The 18,278-nt window shown below is 47.9% G+C and carries 17 protein-coding genes; 6 read left to right on the top strand and 11 right to left on the bottom strand.

What is annotated here, in order from left to right; all coding sequences use genetic code 11:
• Positions 1 to 279 precede the first annotated feature (279 nt).
• Complete coding sequence (locus GC130_RS03950; protein ID WP_151996957.1) at positions 280 to 984, top strand: DUF3291 domain-containing protein; 705 nt, start codon at positions 280 to 282, stop codon at positions 982 to 984.
• Positions 985 to 1,027: 43 nt separating this feature from the next.
• On the opposite strand, the gene GC130_RS03945 is transcribed toward GC130_RS03950, so the two are convergent.
• The 6 genes from GC130_RS03945 to GC130_RS03920 all read right to left on the bottom strand — a co-directional run bounded on the left by GC130_RS03945 (position 1,028) and on the right by GC130_RS03920 (position 8,331).
• Entirely contained in the window at positions 1,028 to 1,990 is a 963-nt protein-coding gene (locus GC130_RS03945) for a hydroxyacid dehydrogenase (protein WP_151996956.1), read from the bottom strand.
• Positions 1,991 to 1,994: 4 nt separating this feature from the next.
• Positions 1,995 to 2,480, bottom strand: coding sequence for a VOC family protein (locus GC130_RS03940; RefSeq protein ID WP_151996955.1), 486 nt, complete (start codon positions 2,478 to 2,480; stop codon positions 1,995 to 1,997).
• Positions 2,481 to 2,482: 2 nt separating this feature from the next.
• Positions 2,483 to 3,652 carry a mandelate racemase/muconate lactonizing enzyme family protein gene (locus GC130_RS03935; RefSeq protein ID WP_151996954.1) on the bottom strand — a complete coding sequence of 390 codons (1,170 nt, stop codon included), beginning with the start codon at positions 3,650 to 3,652 and terminating at the stop codon, positions 2,483 to 2,485.
• On the bottom strand, positions 3,649 to 4,533 hold the full coding sequence (locus GC130_RS03930) for a sugar phosphate isomerase/epimerase (protein ID WP_151996953.1): 885 nt from the start codon (positions 4,531 to 4,533) through the stop codon (positions 3,649 to 3,651). Before GC130_RS03930 ends, GC130_RS03935 begins: the two co-directional genes overlap by 4 nt.
• A 102-nt stretch (positions 4,534 to 4,635) precedes the next feature.
• Positions 4,636 to 7,797 carry a PVC-type heme-binding CxxCH protein gene (locus GC130_RS03925; RefSeq protein WP_151996952.1) on the bottom strand — a complete coding sequence of 1,054 codons (3,162 nt, stop codon included), beginning with the start codon at positions 7,795 to 7,797 and terminating at the stop codon, positions 4,636 to 4,638.
• A 279-nt stretch (positions 7,798 to 8,076) separates the two neighbouring features.
• Positions 8,077 to 8,331, bottom strand: coding sequence for a YtxH domain-containing protein (locus tag GC130_RS03920; RefSeq protein WP_151996951.1), 255 nt, complete (start codon positions 8,329 to 8,331; stop codon positions 8,077 to 8,079).
• A gap of 270 nt (positions 8,332 to 8,601) precedes the next feature.
• Between GC130_RS03920 and GC130_RS03915 the strand changes: the two genes are divergently transcribed.
• The 3 genes from GC130_RS03915 (at position 8,602) to arfB (ending at position 10,139) form a co-directional block, all read left to right on the top strand.
• The gene (locus GC130_RS03915; protein ID WP_151996950.1) at positions 8,602 to 8,889 is read left to right on the top strand and encodes an HPF/RaiA family ribosome-associated protein; all 288 of its coding nucleotides are present in this window, start codon (positions 8,602 to 8,604) and stop codon (positions 8,887 to 8,889) included.
• A 138-nt stretch (positions 8,890 to 9,027) separates the two neighbouring features.
• Positions 9,028 to 9,717 carry a DUF1080 domain-containing protein gene (locus tag GC130_RS03910; protein WP_151996949.1) on the top strand — a complete coding sequence of 230 codons (690 nt, stop codon included), beginning with the start codon at positions 9,028 to 9,030 and terminating at the stop codon, positions 9,715 to 9,717.
• An 11-nt stretch (positions 9,718 to 9,728) separates the two neighbouring features.
• The gene (gene arfB, locus GC130_RS03905; protein WP_151996948.1) at positions 9,729 to 10,139 is read left to right on the top strand and encodes an alternative ribosome rescue aminoacyl-tRNA hydrolase ArfB; all 411 of its coding nucleotides are present in this window, start codon (positions 9,729 to 9,731) and stop codon (positions 10,137 to 10,139) included.
• Positions 10,140 to 10,170: 31 nt separating this feature from the next.
• Here arfB and GC130_RS03900 read toward each other — a convergent pair whose 3' ends face one another.
• The 5 genes from GC130_RS03900 to GC130_RS03880 form a co-directional block, all read right to left on the bottom strand.
• Positions 10,171 to 10,380 (bottom strand): hypothetical protein, encoded by a 210-nt coding sequence (locus tag GC130_RS03900; protein ID WP_151996947.1) that lies wholly within the window; start codon positions 10,378 to 10,380, stop codon positions 10,171 to 10,173.
• An 86-nt stretch (positions 10,381 to 10,466) separates the two neighbouring features.
• Positions 10,467 to 11,312: a fumarylacetoacetate hydrolase family protein gene (locus GC130_RS03895; RefSeq protein WP_151996946.1), complete on the bottom strand. Its 846-nt coding sequence runs from the start codon at positions 11,310 to 11,312 to the stop codon at positions 10,467 to 10,469.
• The gene (locus GC130_RS03890) at positions 11,309 to 12,544 is read right to left on the bottom strand and encodes a DUF6786 family protein (RefSeq protein WP_151996945.1); all 1,236 of its coding nucleotides are present in this window, start codon (positions 12,542 to 12,544) and stop codon (positions 11,309 to 11,311) included. Before GC130_RS03890 ends, GC130_RS03895 begins: the two co-directional genes overlap by 4 nt.
• The gene (locus GC130_RS03885) at positions 12,541 to 14,115 is read right to left on the bottom strand and encodes an aldehyde dehydrogenase (NADP(+)) (protein WP_151996944.1); all 1,575 of its coding nucleotides are present in this window, start codon (positions 14,113 to 14,115) and stop codon (positions 12,541 to 12,543) included. Before GC130_RS03885 ends, GC130_RS03890 begins: the two co-directional genes overlap by 4 nt.
• Before the next feature lie 64 nt (positions 14,116 to 14,179).
• Positions 14,180 to 15,025, bottom strand: a complete 846-nt coding sequence (locus GC130_RS03880) for a polysaccharide deacetylase family protein (RefSeq protein ID WP_151996943.1) — start codon at positions 15,023 to 15,025, stop codon at positions 14,180 to 14,182.
• Between the two features lie 149 nt (positions 15,026 to 15,174).
• Here GC130_RS03880 and GC130_RS03875 point away from each other — a divergent pair, with 149 nt between their 5' ends.
• Both GC130_RS03875 and GC130_RS03870 read left to right on the top strand, forming a co-directional pair.
• A complete protein-coding gene (locus GC130_RS03875; protein ID WP_226940374.1) occupies positions 15,175 to 16,086 on the top strand; it encodes a sugar phosphate isomerase/epimerase in 912 nt (303 codons plus the stop codon).
• A 464-nt stretch (positions 16,087 to 16,550) separates the two neighbouring features.
• Entirely contained in the window at positions 16,551 to 18,074 is a 1,524-nt protein-coding gene (locus GC130_RS03870) for a TolB family protein (protein WP_151996941.1), read from the top strand.
• Positions 18,075 to 18,278 lie beyond the last annotated feature (204 nt).

Raw genomic sequence — 18,278 nt, 5'->3', positions numbered from 1 at the left:
AAGTATCTAGTAGAGAAAAAGCTAAGAATGAGGGATAAGCTTTTCAACGAGCTGGAGGAGAGACAAATATAAGGGAATAATTCTGGCAACCGACACAAAGTAATTGATACTTATGCACAGGAGTTCAATCGCAACGCTCGAGAGTTTCGGATATGGCAGCACAGTCTGGAGGCATATCGCTTTTGTACCGTTGAATAAATAGGTTGATCGACCAGATAGACTTGTTCAAATCACACTTTGTTGTCTTAACATTATTCGTATACGACATGTTATGATGCCATGTCACAGGTCACAACCATCACATGTTTTAGGTTCAAGGGTTTTTCAGATAAGTTTTGGGCTCTTTCAATGATGCAGTTGGCTCACCGCCAGCTTTCCATCGAAGAAGGCAATACGTTTTACAAACTCATGGGAACTGGCCGTGGTGATAGTTTCAATGCTTTTCCCGATTTTTCCACCTACATTCTTTTGCAGGTTTGGCGAAGTGAAGATGATGCTAACGCATTCTTTGCCAGGTCACAGATCGTTGATCGTTATCGGGGGCGTGCCAGCGAGGTGTGGACAACCTACATGGTGAATGTTAGTTCACATGGTCTTTGGAGTGGGGTTAACCCATTTGAACCAACTCCCAGTTCCGGGCCGTCTGGTCCTGTGATTGCTGTCACCCGTGCAACCATCAAATGGCAAAAGCTTCTTGATTTCTGGCGATATGTACCTGTTTCCCAAAAGGATTTGAAGGCTAACAGTGGGCTTGTTTACACAAAAGGAATGGGAGAGCTGCCGATCGTGCAGATGGCTACCTATAGCGTTTGGGCGGATGAGGCTTCGCTTCGACGATTCGCCTATGAAAGTGAGCACCATCGAGTGGCCATTGCGAAGACAAAGAAATTAAAATGGTACAAGGAAGAGTTATTTGCCAGGTTTCAGCCCATTCGCTCAGAAGGCACATGGGAGGGACGTCGTCCACTGGAGGGCATGTTATGAAGTGATAGCCTACTTCACAAGCCATTCCCTGGCTCTCTCCAAATTAGCTGTCACCCAACTCTTTCCGGTTAAAAACACACCCTTCCATAGGCTGCTGCCCTCTCACAATGGCCAGTACATTGTTCACAGTGTCTACGCACATTTTGGTGTAGGTGCGGCTGGTGAGACTACCTACGTGGGCGGTAATTAGCGCATTGGGAAGTGTGAGCAAGGGCTCATCTTTGGCTGGTGGCTCCTCTGCTAGCACGTCAGCAGCAAAGCCAGCAATAGTGCCGGTCTTTAGCGCCTCGTATAGGGCCTGCTGATCGATAATCGGCCCACGGGCGGTGTTGATCAGCAAGGCACTTTTTTTCATCTTATTAAGTGTTGCAGCATTGATAAGCTCCTTTGTGGCAGGCAAAAGAGGTACATGGAGGGTAATGACATCCGCTTCGGTGATTACCTCTTCAAATGATTTGAAGGTGTAGGGCACGTTAGGAGCTTCAGCTTGATCCCAGTAAATCACCTTCATACCAAAAGCAATGCCCATGGCCGCCACTTTCTTGCCAATGTTGCCCAGGCCGAGAATGCCCATGGTTTTGCCATATATTTCGTCACCTTCAAACTGGTTGCGCCATGCCCAGTTACCCGCTTTTACTTCCGCCACTGACCTGTAAAGGTTTCTTTGGAGCATCATCATTAGCGACATGGTGTGCTCGGCGATCGTTTGAGCGTTGGAACCTGGCGCATTCACGATTTTGATGCCCTTGGAGGTTGCATAGGCGACGTCCAAATTATCGAGCCCCACACCACAGCGTCCTGCTACCTTCAGGACCGGACAAGCATCTATCAGTTTTGGATTGACCTGGCCCTTGCCTCTGGTGACAATGGCATCGACCTGATGATTTGAAATAGCCGACAAGTCAAAGCCCGGCTCATAGGCAGCCAAAATATTGACATCGGCTGCCTTTTGAAGAATCTCCAGGGCATCATCGGCCACGGTTTCCAGTAGAAGGATATTGTACATGCGGTTACTTGTGGTAAAGCGTGGCGTCTTTTGATTTATAGCCTCTGAAGTCGTTTCTGCCTGAAACATAAATACCTTCCTGGAACAGTTCATCCTCAAAAATTTTCGGATCAATGGCAAAGCCGGGAGGTGAAGAAAGCTCCACAAGGTTGCCCGATGGGTCACGAACAAACATCTGAATGGGCCCATCTGGGAGTTGGCGCACTTTGCCCCAGGGGGAAGTATCTATTACCCCCAGCTCTTTCATGCGCCAGAAGATCTTGTTGATATCATCCACTTGCATACAAACATGCCCACGGAATGAATGTTCATCTTCCCATTCAGTGAGGTGAAGCTGCTGCGTGGCGTTGATTTTGAAAAAGGCGGTAGGGTAGTCGAACAAAAAAGCCGGAATGACTTCCAGTCCCAGCTCTTCTTCGTAGAATTTACTGGTTTCCTCCAGATTTTTTACAACCAACGCTACGTGGTTAATTCCAATTGCTTTTGCCATGATTATCGAACGGTTTGTTTAAACTCTTTTACAAAATCCCAGTTAGGAGTGAGGCCCAGGCCAGGGGCAGTTGGGGCCGCTATTTGGCCATCAACAGCCTCAATGTTTTCTTCTACCAGATCGTACATCATCGGATTTCCTCCGAGTGAAAACTCAATGATCGTAGCTGCAGGAGCTGCAAAGGCAACGTTCACCCCGGCCATGAATGAAAACGCTGATCCCCAGCAGTGAGGAGCCAGTTCAAGTTGATAGGTATTGGCCAAATGGGCGGTTCTCATGGCCTCTGTAATGCCGCCAATGATGGCAGAGTCGGGCTGCACTACATCCAGCGCTCTGAGGTCGATCAGGTCACGCACGTCAAACACAGTATATTCGCTTTCTCCAGCAGCGATAGGAATCGCCGTAGAAGCCCTTACCTCAGCTGTTCCCACTTTGTTGTCGGGACTAATGGGCTCCTCGAACCAGTAGAGGTTGCAGTCTTCCACGCCCCGGCAGAACTGCTTTGCTTCGGGCACGCTGAAGGTGCCATGGGCATCTGTCATGAGTTTGATGCTATCACCGAGTGCTTCTCTGGCAGCCTTTACCCGCTTGATGCTTTCCTGTACGGTATTGTCCATGATACCGACCCGCATTTTGACTCCTTTGAAGCCTTTTGCCGTGTAGCTCAGCAGTTGCTCGCCTATTTTATCAGCACCGGCCCAGCCACCACTGGCATAAGCAGGCATGCTGTCACGACAGGCTCCGCCCAGCAACTCGACAACCGGTACACCCAGCATTTTTCCCTTTATGTCCCAAAGAGCTGTGTCGACACCGCTCATGGCTGAGACTGTCAGGCCACGACGCCCAAGAATGGGAAACTTACGGCCCCTGTCTAGTGCATAGTGGTCACGTGTGCCGTTGTAGATCATTTCCCAAAGCTGGGAGATGTTTCGCACTTCCTGCCCGACTAAGATTGGCTTCAGCTCATTTTCTACGCAGCTAACGATGGAGGCACAGGAGCCGGAGGAGCCGACGGCGGCTTTAGCTTCTCCAAAGCCTTGCAAGCCGCTTTCTGTTGTGACAACCACGAGGGTCATGTCGAATTCAGTGAGCAGACCGTAGTCTGAACGGTGCTGCTTGGCTGGTGGTATCGGGCAACGAAGCCAGAAGGCTTCAACGTTTTTTATTTTCATGTCAATGGTCTGAGCGTTTCGATGGATTTTTTGGTGAGCATGGTGTAGAATTCGTCGGTTACGGCTGAGCTGCCATGGTCTTCGAGAAACTTTTTTTGCTCTGGACTCAATCCTTTGGGCGATTCGTCAATAGAATTGGGATAAGGATTGGCCGGTGTTCTGTCGAGCGGGGAGCAAAACTCAACCGACAACACATCGTCGTAACCAATTTCGCCCAGTGTTTTGACGATGCTCGCCCAATCCAGCTTGCCCATGCCAGGAGCCATTCTATTATTGTCGGCCACGTGAAAGCCAATTAATTTGCCTTTGGCACGATGAATGGCAGGAAGGATTTCATCTTCCTCAATGTTCATATGGAATGTGTCGAGGCAAACGCCGCACTTGGGGCCAACTTCTTTCGCCAGCGCCAGTGCCTGATCGCCACGGTTAATGAAATAGGTCTCAAAACGGTTGATGGGCTCTATTCCAAGCAGAATGCCAACACTTTCTGCATACTCGTATACCTGTTTCATACTGTCAACGGCATATTTCCAGTCTTCTTCGGGTTTGCCTTCCGGTAAGATCTTCCCAACTGTCGACGGTACCACTGATACCATGTGGCCATCGAGCTCCGCCACCATTCTTACGACGTCTTTTACATATTGTACAGAGTCGGCTCTTTGCTTTTTGTCTTTGGCCAGAAGGTTGCGCTGCTCTAACATTAGCGTGACAGAACCCCAGCAGTTGATACCGGCATCATCCAGCAGTCGTTTTACCTTTTTTGTGTCGTACAGTTCGGGGCTTCCCTGAATTTCAAGACTGTCGTAGCCCAGTTTGGCAATCCGGTTAACTGTTTCCTCAATGGTTTCTGCCCGCATCCAGTTATGTATCGAAATCTTCATTGTTAGTAAGTATTGTGTTTTGTAGTCGACTGACCAACCGCCAGTGCTTAATTATTCAATGTATTGAGTTTACTTATTTGATAAATTGGTTCGTTAGGTTATTTACTTGTCATTTTCGTGTGGATGCTCTTTCAAAAGTTCTTCAGGTGTGTAGAAGCCGGTTTTGCTGCTTGACGACTCACGCACTTCTTTTACTTTTTCAGGAGTAACAGCATCTGCCAAATTGCCAAATGAGCTTCGCACGTAGGTGAGGACAGCGGCTATTTCCTGGTCATTCAGTAGCCCCCCGAACGGGGTCATTGGCACCTGACCCGGATAGTCTTTTCCGGCCACCGTTATCGGGCCATACAATCCCTTTAAGGTGATTTTGATGAGTCGCTCTTCGCTGCCCTGCACCCACTCGTTGCCTGACAAAGGGGGAAAGCCTGACGCTTCCAGCCCTTTTCCGTCAGGCTGATGACAGGTGTTGCAGTAGCCATCTCTCATGTAAATTTCCTTTCCCGCAAGGAATAACTGTTGTTCTTCCTTCGACAACATTGGTGGCACCAGCTCGTTGCCAGCGATTTCGGGCTTGTAAGGCACCATGTGATCTAATATGGCCTGGTACGGCTTTTCCATCCAGTCATCCAGGGGTTTCCGGGCAGCTATTGCGAGAATCTCTCTGGCTGCATCGTCATCCAGCCACGAAGCGGCCACAATGGCTTCCAGGCGAACCCTGCTGTTTTCATCAGCGGCAGCCATTTTCAGCAAGCCAGCCTGCTCAGACACCTGGTGCCTAGTGTAACGAAGCACCCGAACGGAGGCTGTTCTTACTTTATAATCGTCAGCCTTTAGCAGCGTTCTCAGCAGCTTCAGATCAATAGCATTCATTCCCCACGATGCCCACAGCCCCTCAAGTAAGAGTCTCTCATAGTTGGGGTCTGTTTTATCCAACTCATTCGTCCATTTTTCGATAGCTGCCAGTACCTTGTCAGTTTCTCTTTCTCTCAACTCTCTTCTGCTTCTGTAGCGGGTGCGGTATTCAGGCAGCTTCAGGTTGTCGAGCAATTCTTCAATGCTTGCTCCATCTACTTTGGCCGGTGTTACTAGCGGACGGGAAGGGTAGGTGATGCGGTAGATTTTGCCATGCACATGGTCACGCAGGGGATCACGGGCGTTGTGCTGCATGTGGCCCACGAGCACATTGTGCCAGTCGGCCAGGTAGAGCGAGCCATCTGGCGCAAATTCCATATCCACTGGACGGAAGTTGGGGTCGTCGCTGACTACCAGGTCAAGTCTGTGCCTGGTTTTGAAGCCGGTGCCATCGTCCATTACCTGGTGCATTTTGGTGCCCAGAAAGCCAATGGTATTGTTGATCAGCATGTCGCCCTGCACTTCATCAGGAAAGTGCCTGCTATGCACAAACTCCAGTCCGGAAGTGGGGCGCACCCTGTGCTTTTCTTCAATCAGGTTTCTCGATCCTGGGTTAGCCAATCCATATTTCGACTTGATTGAGCCAGGCATCATCCAGTTCACATCGGGTCCGGAAGTATGTGCGAAGAAGTTCTGCCCCCATTCATCAAAAGCGATGCCCCATGGATTGGGAATGGAAAGCTGGGCAGTTCTTTCCAGGCGTTTTCTTTGCGGGTTGTAGCGATAGAATCCACCATTTGTCGCTCGCACGGTACCGTAAGGTGTTTCCACGTTTGTATGCAGGAAAACTCCCTCACCCATATAAATGGCTCCGGAAGGGTCGGCACTAAAGGCGCTGATCACGTGGTGAGTGTCGTGGTCATCGAAGCCACTTAGGATGATCTCGACTTTATCGGCTTTGTCGTCGCCATCAGTGTCGGTATATAGCTTCAGGTTCGTGCCCTGAGAGACGTAGACGCCTTCGGGGGCAAATTCGAAGCCAGCCGGGATGTGTAATTTATCCGCAAACACAGTTACCTTGTCGGCCTTAAAGTCACCATCGGTGTCCTCAAGAATAACGAGCTTATCGTCGGGCCTTGCGTCGCCAGGCTTATAGTGCGGGTAGGTGGGCATCACGGCCACCCATAGGCGACCTCTGTTGTCAAAGGAAATCTGAGAAGGGTTGGCCAGCTCAGGAAAGTCTTCTTCGGAGGCAAATAGTTCAATTTTGTAACCAGGCGCCATTTTGAAATGACTCATGAGCTCATCTCCGTACATATACTTGACATTGTCTGTCAGGGTGTAGTTCGTTTCAATCGGCGTCAGCTTTTGCGTTTTTGCATCTGCAACCGCCAGCTCATACTTTTCACCTTTCAAAACTTTCCAAATAGCAGTATCTCTGATGGCAGTCATTTGGCGCACCTTGATCAGCTCCTCCGGGTAGTTTTCATTGCCAAACGGACGGTACCTTCTGCCAAACACATGGACGCCGTTGGGGATTTTGTAATCGTTGTGCCAAAACCAGTTTTTTTCCAGAACGGCTTCTTTTACGGATGCTCGCAGGTTCTCGTTTTCAACTTCCTTTTTACCGAAGGTTTCGTCTACCAGTAGCTTCGAAAATTTTTGGTAGCCTTCATCATTGAGTTGCAATCCATCTATTGTCAATTGCTGTTCAGCAAACCATTGTTGCGTTGGCCCAAAAGCGTCGACAAACAGCACCTGATATTGCAGGGCCACTTCCTTGATGGCATTTGCATAGAGACTGAGGTTTCTGTTTTCCTGATCTCCGTTGGGAAGGTCGTATTTATCGGAAAGATCCTGAAAGGCGATGGGCGACACCAGCACCAGTTGAGGTGGAATGGAATCGTTGTATTTTTGGGAAAAAGTGTGCTCAATGAAGGCCGAAAGTTCTGCCTTGAAATTATCGACACCTTCAGGCCCCGCATAGGATTCAGAAAAACCAAAGCAGGCAATGATAATATCAGTTTTGTGCCGGGCAAGCCATTCGTCCGGCGTTTCGAAATGCCCTTCGCTACCAGAGTTCTGAGCCAAATCCGTTTGAAACTTTTCAGCTCCCGGAAATGCCCAGGGCGAAATCCGGCCGGAATGGGGTCGGAACCCGGGTGTGTCACCGCCGTCGCACATGTTTCTGATGTACAACTCTGAGTCGGGGTACCTGAGCTGCATTTCCGTTTCAAAGTAACCGTAATTCATCATTCGGGAGCAAAGGTTGTTTCCAATAAGGCTGATATGTGCTCCTTGTGAAATCTTGAGATAAGGCTTCTCAGGCTGGCAGCCAAAACTAAACAGCAGGACAAACGACAGAGGTGCGATGATAGCTTTCAGGAATGCTATTGCCGGCTTGTAGGTCATAGTTTAAGAGTATAGTATGCGATGAAATCGTCAAATACCCAACGAGGGTATGTCCGGCTAAATTAACCGAATTTACTAAAGCACATTACTTTTTAGCCAACTTATTGGGGGCAATTTACAGAAGGGGCATTTTGGCGTGAAAAGCTGCTGATGTCCATAAGCTCTGTCGCAGCGGAAATCAAAAGAGGGCATCAGATGAACCGTGGCTAACCTAACGCCCCTTTTTTTTAGATGGTACTCTTTGCTTAGGATTAATTTGAAACCTCGAAGGTTTGCCTCCTAATTGACGTTCTCATGCTCCAAAGGCGCAGAGCTGTTGACCAGCTTGCCTTTACCAAGTTTGGCGTTGACCGAATCCATTAGCTCATTGAATTTTCGTTCAATTTTGTGATTGAGTGTTCCTGCCAAATCTTCGCTTTTGTCAACAATGTTTTTCCTTGTCTTTTCACCTTTTTCCGGAGCAAAAAGCAACCCTAAAGCGGCACCGGCAGCCATCCCGGCTACCACGCCCAATAATGCTTTTCCTGTTGTCATAGCCTTAGTCATTTAGTTACCTAACCAAGGTACTGCGCAACTATTTCAAAGGCACTGACTTCGGTCAGCAGGGCAAGATGAGCTTTGTCGTGCCCGGAAAGGCAAGTAGCCCGAAGAATTTTTGTGCCAAAAAATTAATTCCGAAAACCAGGTGACATTAATCATCAGTCTCGTTAAATCGTGTCATATTTGAACCGGGAAGCCTCTGATATCTTGGCTTTTGAACGGAGACACAAAGGCTCCGAAAATGTCCCTTAAAATAGTTATGCTATGAAAACGATCATTGAAACCCCTAATTTTAACGCAAAAGACTCACTGACTGATTTTGTGAAGTTGCATGTTGAAAAGCTTGAAACCCTTAGCGATCAGATCGTTGAAAGCCGGGTGTTTCTTAAACTTGATAAGTTCGATAACAAAGAGAATAAGGTTTGCGAAATCAAGGTTTCTTTACCTGGAAATGATCTTTTTGCCTCTAAGCATGCCGATTCATTCGAAGAGGCAGTTACTCTGAGTGTAGATGCAATTAAACACCAATTAAAGCGATGGAAGGATGCTTAAAGAGTATTTCTGTCCATTAGCGCCCCAAATAGAAGCAAGGTTTACGAAGCCTTGCTTTTATTCTTATCCGGGTATTGGCTTTCCTTTTATATTTTTGAATGTGCCTGAAATGGGGCTACTTTGAAAAAAAATGCAAGCATGAAGCAAATCTTAATCCTGTTAGCCCTTGTTTTCTTTTTGGCGTGTTCAAAAAAAGAGAATGAACCTGTTAGCCTTTTCAACGGCATAGACTTTACTGGCTGGCATATCGATGTGCCTGCCATGGACAACAACGACACGGTGCCCAGCCCGTTCATTGTTAGAAACGGCATGCTGGTAAGCCTCGCAGCACCGCAGGGGCATATTATCACTGATAAGGTTTACTCCAACTACAGGCTGGAAGTGCAGTACCGGTTTGCTGGTGAGCCAGGCAACTGTGGGGTGATTTTACATGCTTCTACGCCTCGGTTGCTCTATGAAATGTTCCCCAAGTCAATTGAAGCGCAGTTGATGCATGAAAATGCCGGCGACTTCTGGTGCATCAGAGAGGACATTAAGGTAGACGATATGGAAGCAAGGAGAGGAGACCCAGCCAAGTGGGGTACTTCGGAAGGCATGCTGCGCCGCATAGTGAATTTGACCGACGGTTCAGAAGATGCGGTGGGTGAGTGGAACAAGATGGTGGTAGAGTGCCTTGGTAGGGAAATCAAAGTGTGGGTGAATGATGACCTGGTGAACCATGGCTACGACTGCACTGCCAGTGAAGGCCAGATTGCGTTACAGGCCGAAGGCTCAGAGGTAGAGTTCCGAAAAGTAACACTTCAACCCATTGAAAAGCTAAGCGAGTAATCCAAAGTGCAATGAGCTATCCTGCCTCTCCGGCTATAAAAGACATTCTTTCGGAACTGGTTTTCTCGGCGACCACTGGCGGCGGGCCGGGTGGGCAGCATGTGAACAAAGTCAGCACGAAGGTGACCTTGAGGTGGAGCATTCAGGAATCGGCAATGATCAGCGACGAACAAAAGGCCATTCTTCTTCGCAAACTGGCCAACAAACTGACGAAAGAAGGTGAACTATTGCTGAGCTCGCATGAGAGTCGCTCCCAACTGAAAAACAAAGAGGAGGTAATAAAGAAACTTTCTTCGCTGATACAGCAAGCGTTTGAGCGAAAGAAAGCCCGTAAGCCTACCAAACCCGGCAAGGCGGCGGTGCAGAGACGCATAGACGCCAAGAAAAAGCTAAGTGAGAAGAAGAAGTGGAGGAGGGAGTAAGGAGTAGGCTATTTTTTAAAGGGTTGACGGTCTATTTCACCTTCTTTTCAAGCGCAGAAAGGCGCTTTTCGTGATCTGCATATTTTTCAGCCGAAAAGGCCATGTATTCAGTGATGTCTTCGTGAAATTCCTTAAAAGAATCCTGAAGCCCTCTCATACCTTCATGTAAATAGGAAATTTTAGCTTCCACCGCATTAAGGGTTCTGTTGATTTCGCTTTCAAAATCTTCATGTCTGCCCATCTTTCAATTTACTTTTTGTTTCTGAGAAAATTCTGTCCTAAAGAGACAATTTTCATATCAAGTTGGGCAGACTTAAGTTGTGGTTATCAAATCACCCCAACCACATTTTCCAGCGTTCCGATGCCATCGATACTGATGCTCACCAAGTCTTTCGGCTCGAGGGTAAACTCATTGGGAGGGATGATACCCGTGCCAGTCATCAGGTAGGCTCCCTGATTAAAGTGACAAGCCCTGTATAGGTATTCGACCAACTCTTCAAACTTGCGCTTCATTCTGTTTAGCTGAATTTCTTCATGAAATACCTGGTTTCCGCCTCTTTTGATAGAAATCACGATATTGGTGTCCAGCGAAATAGGCTCTTTAGGCACATAAAGACAGGGGCCCAGTGCACAGGCTTTTTCATACGACTTGGCCTGAGGTAAATAAAGTGGATTTTCTCCCTCGATGCTGCGGCTGCTCATGTCGTTGCCAACGGTGTAGCCCTGAATCTCGCCTTTGGAGTTGATGAAAAGGGTGAGCTCCGGCTCAGGAACATTCCACGTAGAGTCCTTTCTTATATACACCTCGCCTCCATGTCCAACTACCCGATGGGCCAACGATTTGAAGAATAGCTCTGGCCTGTCTGCATCATACACTTTCTGATAGAAATCGGAGCCGCCACCGGTTTTACTTTCTTCCATTCTGGCATCTCTGCTTCGGAGGTAAGTAACTCCTGAGGCCCATACTTCCTGGCTGCCAATCGGTGCGCTCAACCCGTCTTTGAGCCAGTCTTTTTTTATGCCTGAGTCAAGAGGTTTGGCAGATTTGACCAATTTCACCAAATGATCATGCAGCTTGCTGTGGTTTACAGCGTGATCCCAGCTCTCTGAAATTTGGTAAGATTGGCCTTCGTATTCAGCAATGATTCGGTTGGAAGTTTTAAAGAGTTTCATAGGGTTGTTTTCTTGCTTTTTATTTCAGTTAAGTCAACGCCCAAAAGGCTTTTAGATAGTTGATTGAGGCTTTCGAATTCTCCTTCGAAATGACAGGTCAGTTGCTTGTGTTCTTGCGCTTCGCCGGGCGCCAGTTCTTTGGCTGGTGACGAAGACTCTATTTCGTAAAAAGGCCCCATTTGCGAGCCATCGGCCATTGGGCCATCATTGTAAGAGTTTACGACGTCGCCCTTGAAAGGCTCATCCTGCATTTCCCATTTCGAATTGACGTAATCGCCCTCAGGTGCTACGTGAAACTTGATGATGGTCAGAATATTCTTTGCAAAGTCGAAACTGGCGGCCATTGGCTTGGCAATGACAGGCGACAACCCAAGTTTACTCCGGTAAAGACCGTCGCACTGGAAATAGATAACGCTGTCCGTTACTGTTAGCCTTTCCGCCGGTATTTCACCAAAATAGTCGTCAGCAATATGGTCTTTCGCTCCGTCAATTGGCTTGAAAGGAATTATCACCATGGTTTCAGGTGATGGCGTCATCATGCCCAGCAACCAGATGGATAGCAGACCTGAGCCCTTTGTCCATTGTTCAGTTCCTTTGTTGGTAATGCTGTTCGTCGTTTCATAAGCCACCCAATTGAGGCTTTCTCCCCAGGTGACACCCAGGCTGGTGGCCAGTGCTTCTTTCGGTAACAACCGAACACTTCGCTCGATGGCCAGATCAAATACGGTTCCGCTATAGTTGGTGACGCTCGCTTCAATTCCGAAGATTACTTCACCTTTCGCCGCCGAAACAACTGGGTAGGCCACCGTGTCAATAATAGCGGGCACCTGCCAGTTGCCGATTTCGAAGGAATCTCCACCTTTAAAATACACCGAGAACTGACCACCCTCCGGCCCCAGCCAAAAACGTTCTTCACCACCCACGGGATTGAATTGCATCTTCCATTCGCCAGCTTCAATCAGGTCGTAGTTGAGCCAGCCGTAGCTGTTACCAGAAGCACCTGTAGCAGTGCTGGTCATTACCCGACCCTGATAGTCAGCTGAAAGCAGCACCCTTGCCTGGCCGTCGGACGATTTTAGTTCGTAAACCGAGGACGTGTTGGCTTTCAGAAAAGCAGAATCATAAGCATAGGTACCCTTAGCTGGCATCGCTTTTTCCTTGTTTTCATTAGTTGTTTGGCTGCACCCTGCCAGGGCCCAGAGACCAATGAGGCAGGGAAGGAGCTTTTTCATAGCGCTTTATCGGTAAACTGCCCGTTTACTTTTCTTGTGATGGACAATGGATTTGCATCTTGCAGCGCCTCAGGCAGCAGTGCCTGATGATAACCCTGATAGCACACTGCTCTTGTGAAACGATAAATAGCGTTGGTGCCTACTGAAGTAGACCTGCTGTCGGTGGTAGCCGGGTAGGGGCCACCATGCACCATGGCATAGGTTACTTCCACACCCGTGGGAGGTGCATTGAAGATAACTCTGCCAGCTTTACTTTCAAGGGTTCCTATCAGCTCCGAATGCGCTTTCATGTCTTTTTCTGTGCCCCAAACGCTTGCTGTAAGCTGTCCATGAAGGATATCAGCCACTTGCTGCATTTGTGCTTCGTTGGCGGCCACTACATGTAAAGAACTCGGGCCAAAAACTTCTTCCTGAAGTGCAGGGTTGTTGATAAAAGCACTTGCTTCTACCTGAAACATGTGTGGGATAGCAGCTACACCTTCTTTTGCCGTTAAGTCGCCGACGAGCTGGGTAACGCCTCGCAGCGAGGCCATTTTGCCGAGGTTGCTGCAGTAGCCACTAAATACTTTTTCTGTGAGCATATTGTCGGCAGAGGCGGCCTCAAGGGCTGTTTTGAAGGCTTCAGTAAACTGCTCCTGGGCCTTCGACTTTACGGCCACAATCACACCAGGGTTGGTGCAAAACTGCCCGGCACCCATCAGGTTAGAGCCAGCCAGCTTCTGCCCAAGTGAAGTGGCCTCTTTTTCCAATATTTCTGGCAACACAAATACAGGATTCACACTACCCATTTCAGCATAAACCGGGATTGGTTCGTTTCGTTTGGCGGCAGCATTGAAGAGGGCTCTGCCTCCGCCAAGCGAACCGGTAAACCCTACCGCCTTTATCGCCGGATGAGAGACCAGGTGAACGCTTGCCTCATAACCTTCGCCTTGCACCAGGGAGAAAACACCCTCGGGCATGCCGGTATCGTTACCAGCTTGTATGATGAGGGAGGCTACCAACTCGGATGTAGCCGGATGACCCGGATGTGCTTTGCACACAACTGGGCAGCCTGCAGCAAGTGCTGAGGCGGTGTCGCCGCCAGCGGTGGAAAATGCAAACGGAAAATTGCTGGCGCCAAAAACAGCCACCGGGCCGAGCGGTCTTTGCATTTGGCGTACATCGGGCTTTGGCAGCGGTTGGCGGTCAGGGATGGCGGGGTCGATCATGGCATTGACCCAGGAGCCTTCTCTAAGAAGAGACGCAAATAGCTTCAACTGGCCTGTAGTACGTCCTGTTTCTCCCATGAGTCTTCCTTCAGGCAGTCGTGACTCCGTCATGGCGAGGGCTACTAGTTCGCTCTTGTTTTCGTCGATTAGCTGAGCGATGCGCTCAAGGAAAATCGCTCTTTCTACTCCTGAGGTGTTTTTGTAGCTGCCAAAAGCCTTATGGGCAATGTTTACAGCCTGATCGACTTCTCCGACTGTTGCTTCGTGGAATGCGATGCCTGAGTGCCCGCCGTGTCCTTTGAAGCTTTGGGGATTGAGACTTGATAGTTTATTTCCGACTAAATTCTTTCCTGTTAATTGCATGAATAATTGATGGTGTCTTTCGTAAGTAAAATTAGTTAAAACTATTGCGGGATTCCATTCAACACTATTTCACAAGGTCTTTGTAGCTGATAAGCCGAATGCCCTTTTTCTTTATTAACGCCTTGATTTCTTCGTCTATCCATAGGTCGGTTACACCCTGGCGGTCTTCGGCCACGTTCTCATAACCAATGTGAGAAATAGCCCTCAGTTCCGGCGTGTCGATGCCCGGATGTTCTACAAACATGTAGGTTTTGCCCTTTTCCAGCTTGTTGAGCATTTTACTGAAGCTTTCTTTCTTTTCTGCGAGTGTAGCATGATCCCCATCGTACCTGGCACCCTGCACGCCCAATTGCTGCGTATCAATATCGATATCATATTCAATAGCCAGCTTTTTGGCAATGGCGGCCGCTTCATCGTTCAGGTTTGTGCAGCCCATATGGCCCGAGATGTGACTGAGCCTGGGAATCATTTTTTTTGCAAGTTCTATCTGTGCTCTCCACTCTTTTTCAATTTCATCGAGGCTGAATTTATTTTCAAGCACTGCTTGTCCCGGATAGTTTTTATTGGGCCATATCATTGGGAAGAAGTATCCGTCCTTGTTTCGAAGGCTTGGTGCGTCGGTCAGTGGCTGCCATTTCACATTGTCCCACTCGCTGGTGAGCACCAGATGAATGCCGACGTCAATACCAGGGTTTTCTGCCAGCATTTTAACGGCTTCAGGAAACCATGGCGATGGAACAATCACTTCGATTGATGTTTCTATTCCCTCCTTAAACGTCTTTATCAACGCTTCATTGCCACTATGAGAGAATCCCATGTCGTCTCCACGAACAATAAGGCGCTGCGCTGAAAGGTGGATGCTGCCGGTAAAAAGAAGAAAAAGCAACGCTGGTTGAAATAATCTGATCATGCTCAGTTTTGGTAGGTTTAGAAATAAGTAATGCTAAGATAAAGTATTAATGAGGTGTAAAATAATGGAAGTTTATTAATTTAGAGAATGCGCTGACACACAAAAGTGTGAACAGCTCATTGAAGAATACCCCAGTCATGATAAATAGCATGAAAAGAAGACAGCTTTTGAAGGGTGCACTAGGCCTATCTGCGTTATCGGCAGTGAACTTTGCTTCAACGCCAACGCTTGTGGCACAGCATATTGCGGGCAGGTCTGCAAAAGCTTCTCAGTTGAAAATCAGTCTCAATGCATTTTCCTTCAATGCGCCACTTACCGATGGCAGTATGGATGTGCACGATATGCTGGAGTACTGTTCAGAAGTTGGTTTTGCGGCTGTGGATATTACTGCTTACTATTTCAAAGGCTACCCCAATGTGCCGCCAGATGACTACCTGTTTGAGATCAAGAGGCACGCTTTTCGGTTGGGGTTGGACATAAGTGGCACCGGTGTTCGCAACGATTTTACGCTGGCCGATCCTGAAAAAAGAAAGGAAGAAATAAAGCTGGTAAAAAATTGGATTGAAGCTGCCGCTAAGCTCGGGGCTCCTGTGATCAGGATTTTTGCAGGTGCTAAAGTGCCCGACGGGTTTTCATGGAACAACGTTGCCGCCTGGATGGTGAAAGATATCCAGGAATGTATTGATCATGGCAAGAAGTTTGGCGTCACAGTGGCCATTCAAAACCATAACGACTTTATCAAAACGGCCGAGCACGTGACCAGGATTATGGATATGATCGACTCAGAGTGGTTCGGGCTTATTTTGGACACAGGCAGTTACCGGGTAGGAGACCCCTACGAGGAAATTGAGAAGACTATTCCTTATGCTGTCAACTGGCAAATCAAAGAGCTCATTTTTGAAAACGGCGAAGAAGTGGAGACAGACCTGAAAAGGCTGGTGGACATTATTAAAGCATCGAGCTACAAAGGTTATTTACCCATCGAAACACTTGGCACCGGTGACCCAAAGCAGAAAGTAAAAGCGCTATACGATAAGCTAAATAAAGTTTTGTCAACCTAAGTCTGGCAAACTCACTTTTCCCTTCCAAATACCATAATCCGCTAACGCCAGCCATCAAAAGAAAAAGGGGCGGGTAATTACCGCCCTCTTTCGATGTATTTATACTCGTTTATGGTTCTTGTTCGTTTACACCCAACACCGCCTTTTCGTAAACTAAGCCGGAGAGGAAGCCCTTTCATATTTAAATGTGGAAATATTCTTTTTAGGTAAAAAAGCTTAACGTGGTTTAGGGCTTTTTACCACTTGGGAAAGTTACAAATAGCTTTGCCCGGGCATTGGTGTCAACTTAGCCTTCGCTGACCTGCTTCCTAGAAAATAAAATGTCCAGTTACATTGTTACATCCGGCATCCACTCATTGACCGAATTGTATCCACCTTTGCCAGAGCAGAGGTGTTCTTGACTACAGAGGACATTTCTTTAGCCACTCCAGATCTGCCTGGCAATAAATTTTAAGAACAACACCATGAAAATTAGGCTACTACTATTAAGCTTTTTGCTTTCACTTGGCATGACAAACGCCCAAAGTCCCGTCGGAATATTTTCTGACCACGTGGATGTTGGCAACCCAAAAAATAAAGGGGGTGCTACCTACAACGAGCAAACACAAACCTATTCTATCAAAGGTGCGGGGTACAATATCTGGTTTGAAAGGGACGAGTTTCACTTTGCCCACCAAAAACTAAAAGGAGACTTTATCTTGACAGCCAACTTTGGTTTCAATGGCGACGGAGTTGATCCCCATCGTAAAATTGGTTGGATGGTGAGAGAATCGTTGGATGAGAGTGCGGCCCATGTCAGCGCCACTCTTCATGGCGACGGACTAACGGTGCTACAATGGAGGGAGTTACGAGGAGCGTTTATGCGAGATCCTCAGGATGAGATTTTTCCGCCGAAAAGTAATTATACAATCATCCAACTTGAACGCTCTGGTAAGGAGTTGATCATGAGGGCCGCCCATTTCGGGGAGCCACTTCAGTTGATTGGCTCACACATGATGCCGGATATGCCTGATGAGGTGTTAGCCGGCATTTTCGTGGGCTCGCACAACCCAGACGTAGTAGAGGAAGGAATAGCATGGAATGTAAGAATAGACAAGCCGCTGCCAGCCACTTACAATCCTTATAGAGAGGGCTGGCTCGGTGCCCGCCTGGAGACAATGACAATAGCTGATGGTAAAAGAACCGTGATTTACGAAAAGGAAAAGGGCTTCGAGGCACCCAATTGGATGCCCGATGGCAGGGAGCTTCTTTTTAACATGGATGGTTCTATTTATACTATTCCGCTCACTGGCGGAGAGCCTCAGCAGCTAAATACTGGCGATCTGAAGCGCAACAACAATGACCACGGCATTTCCTTTGATGGTAAAATGCTGGCGGTAAGCAGCCACAGAGACGGGTTGCCCGGTGGTGGGTCGACTGTGTATGTGCTGCCCTTGACCGGTGGAATTCCGGATCTGGTTACCGAAAAAACGCCCTCTTACTTTCATGGATGGGCTCCCAATAACAAAGAGGTGGTATATGTGGCACAACGGGGTGAAACAAAAGGCTACAATATCTACAAAGCCAATATTAAGACAAAGGTAGAAACTCAGCTAACCAATTTCACTTATGGCCATGTCGACGGATGCGAGTACTCCCCAGATGGTAAATACATTTATTACAACGGGTCGCAGTCGGGTACTATGCAGCTTTGGCGCATGAAGGCCGACGGCACGGGACAGGAACAGCTTACGTTCGACGACAACAACGACTGGTTCCCTCACATTTCCCCTGACGGGAAGTGGATACTTTACATTTCGTTTCCTCCAACGATTCCTGTGAATGACCACCCACCGTACAAAAGAGTTGAGCTGAAAATTATGGCGGCAGCCGGTGGCCAGTCAAAGGTACTTGCCTACATGTACGGAGGGCAGGGTACTATCAATACACCATCGTGGTCGCCCGATAGTAAATCAGTGGCTTTCGTGAGTAACTCAGGAAAAAAGTAAGCATCGCAGTTCGGTGAAATTGTAAATTCATCAGCTACAATGTGCTACTAGTAAGTTTGGTAAACATAAAATGTCGTTAACAAAAGTGCCCGGCTAGTTTCCGGGCATTTTTGTTTCTCTACATTGATACATAATATACTCAATACAAAGTAAACTATTGCATTACCCAAACTTGCCTACACTTCTTTCAAAAGACCACGGTAT

Origin of the sequence: Imperialibacter sp. EC-SDR9 (assembly GCF_902498805.1) — a bacterium.
Lineage (GTDB): Bacteria > Bacteroidota > Bacteroidia > Cytophagales > Cyclobacteriaceae > Imperialibacter.
Note: the sequence above shows the minus strand (reverse complement) of the source record. Positions and strands in the feature narration are given on the sequence as shown.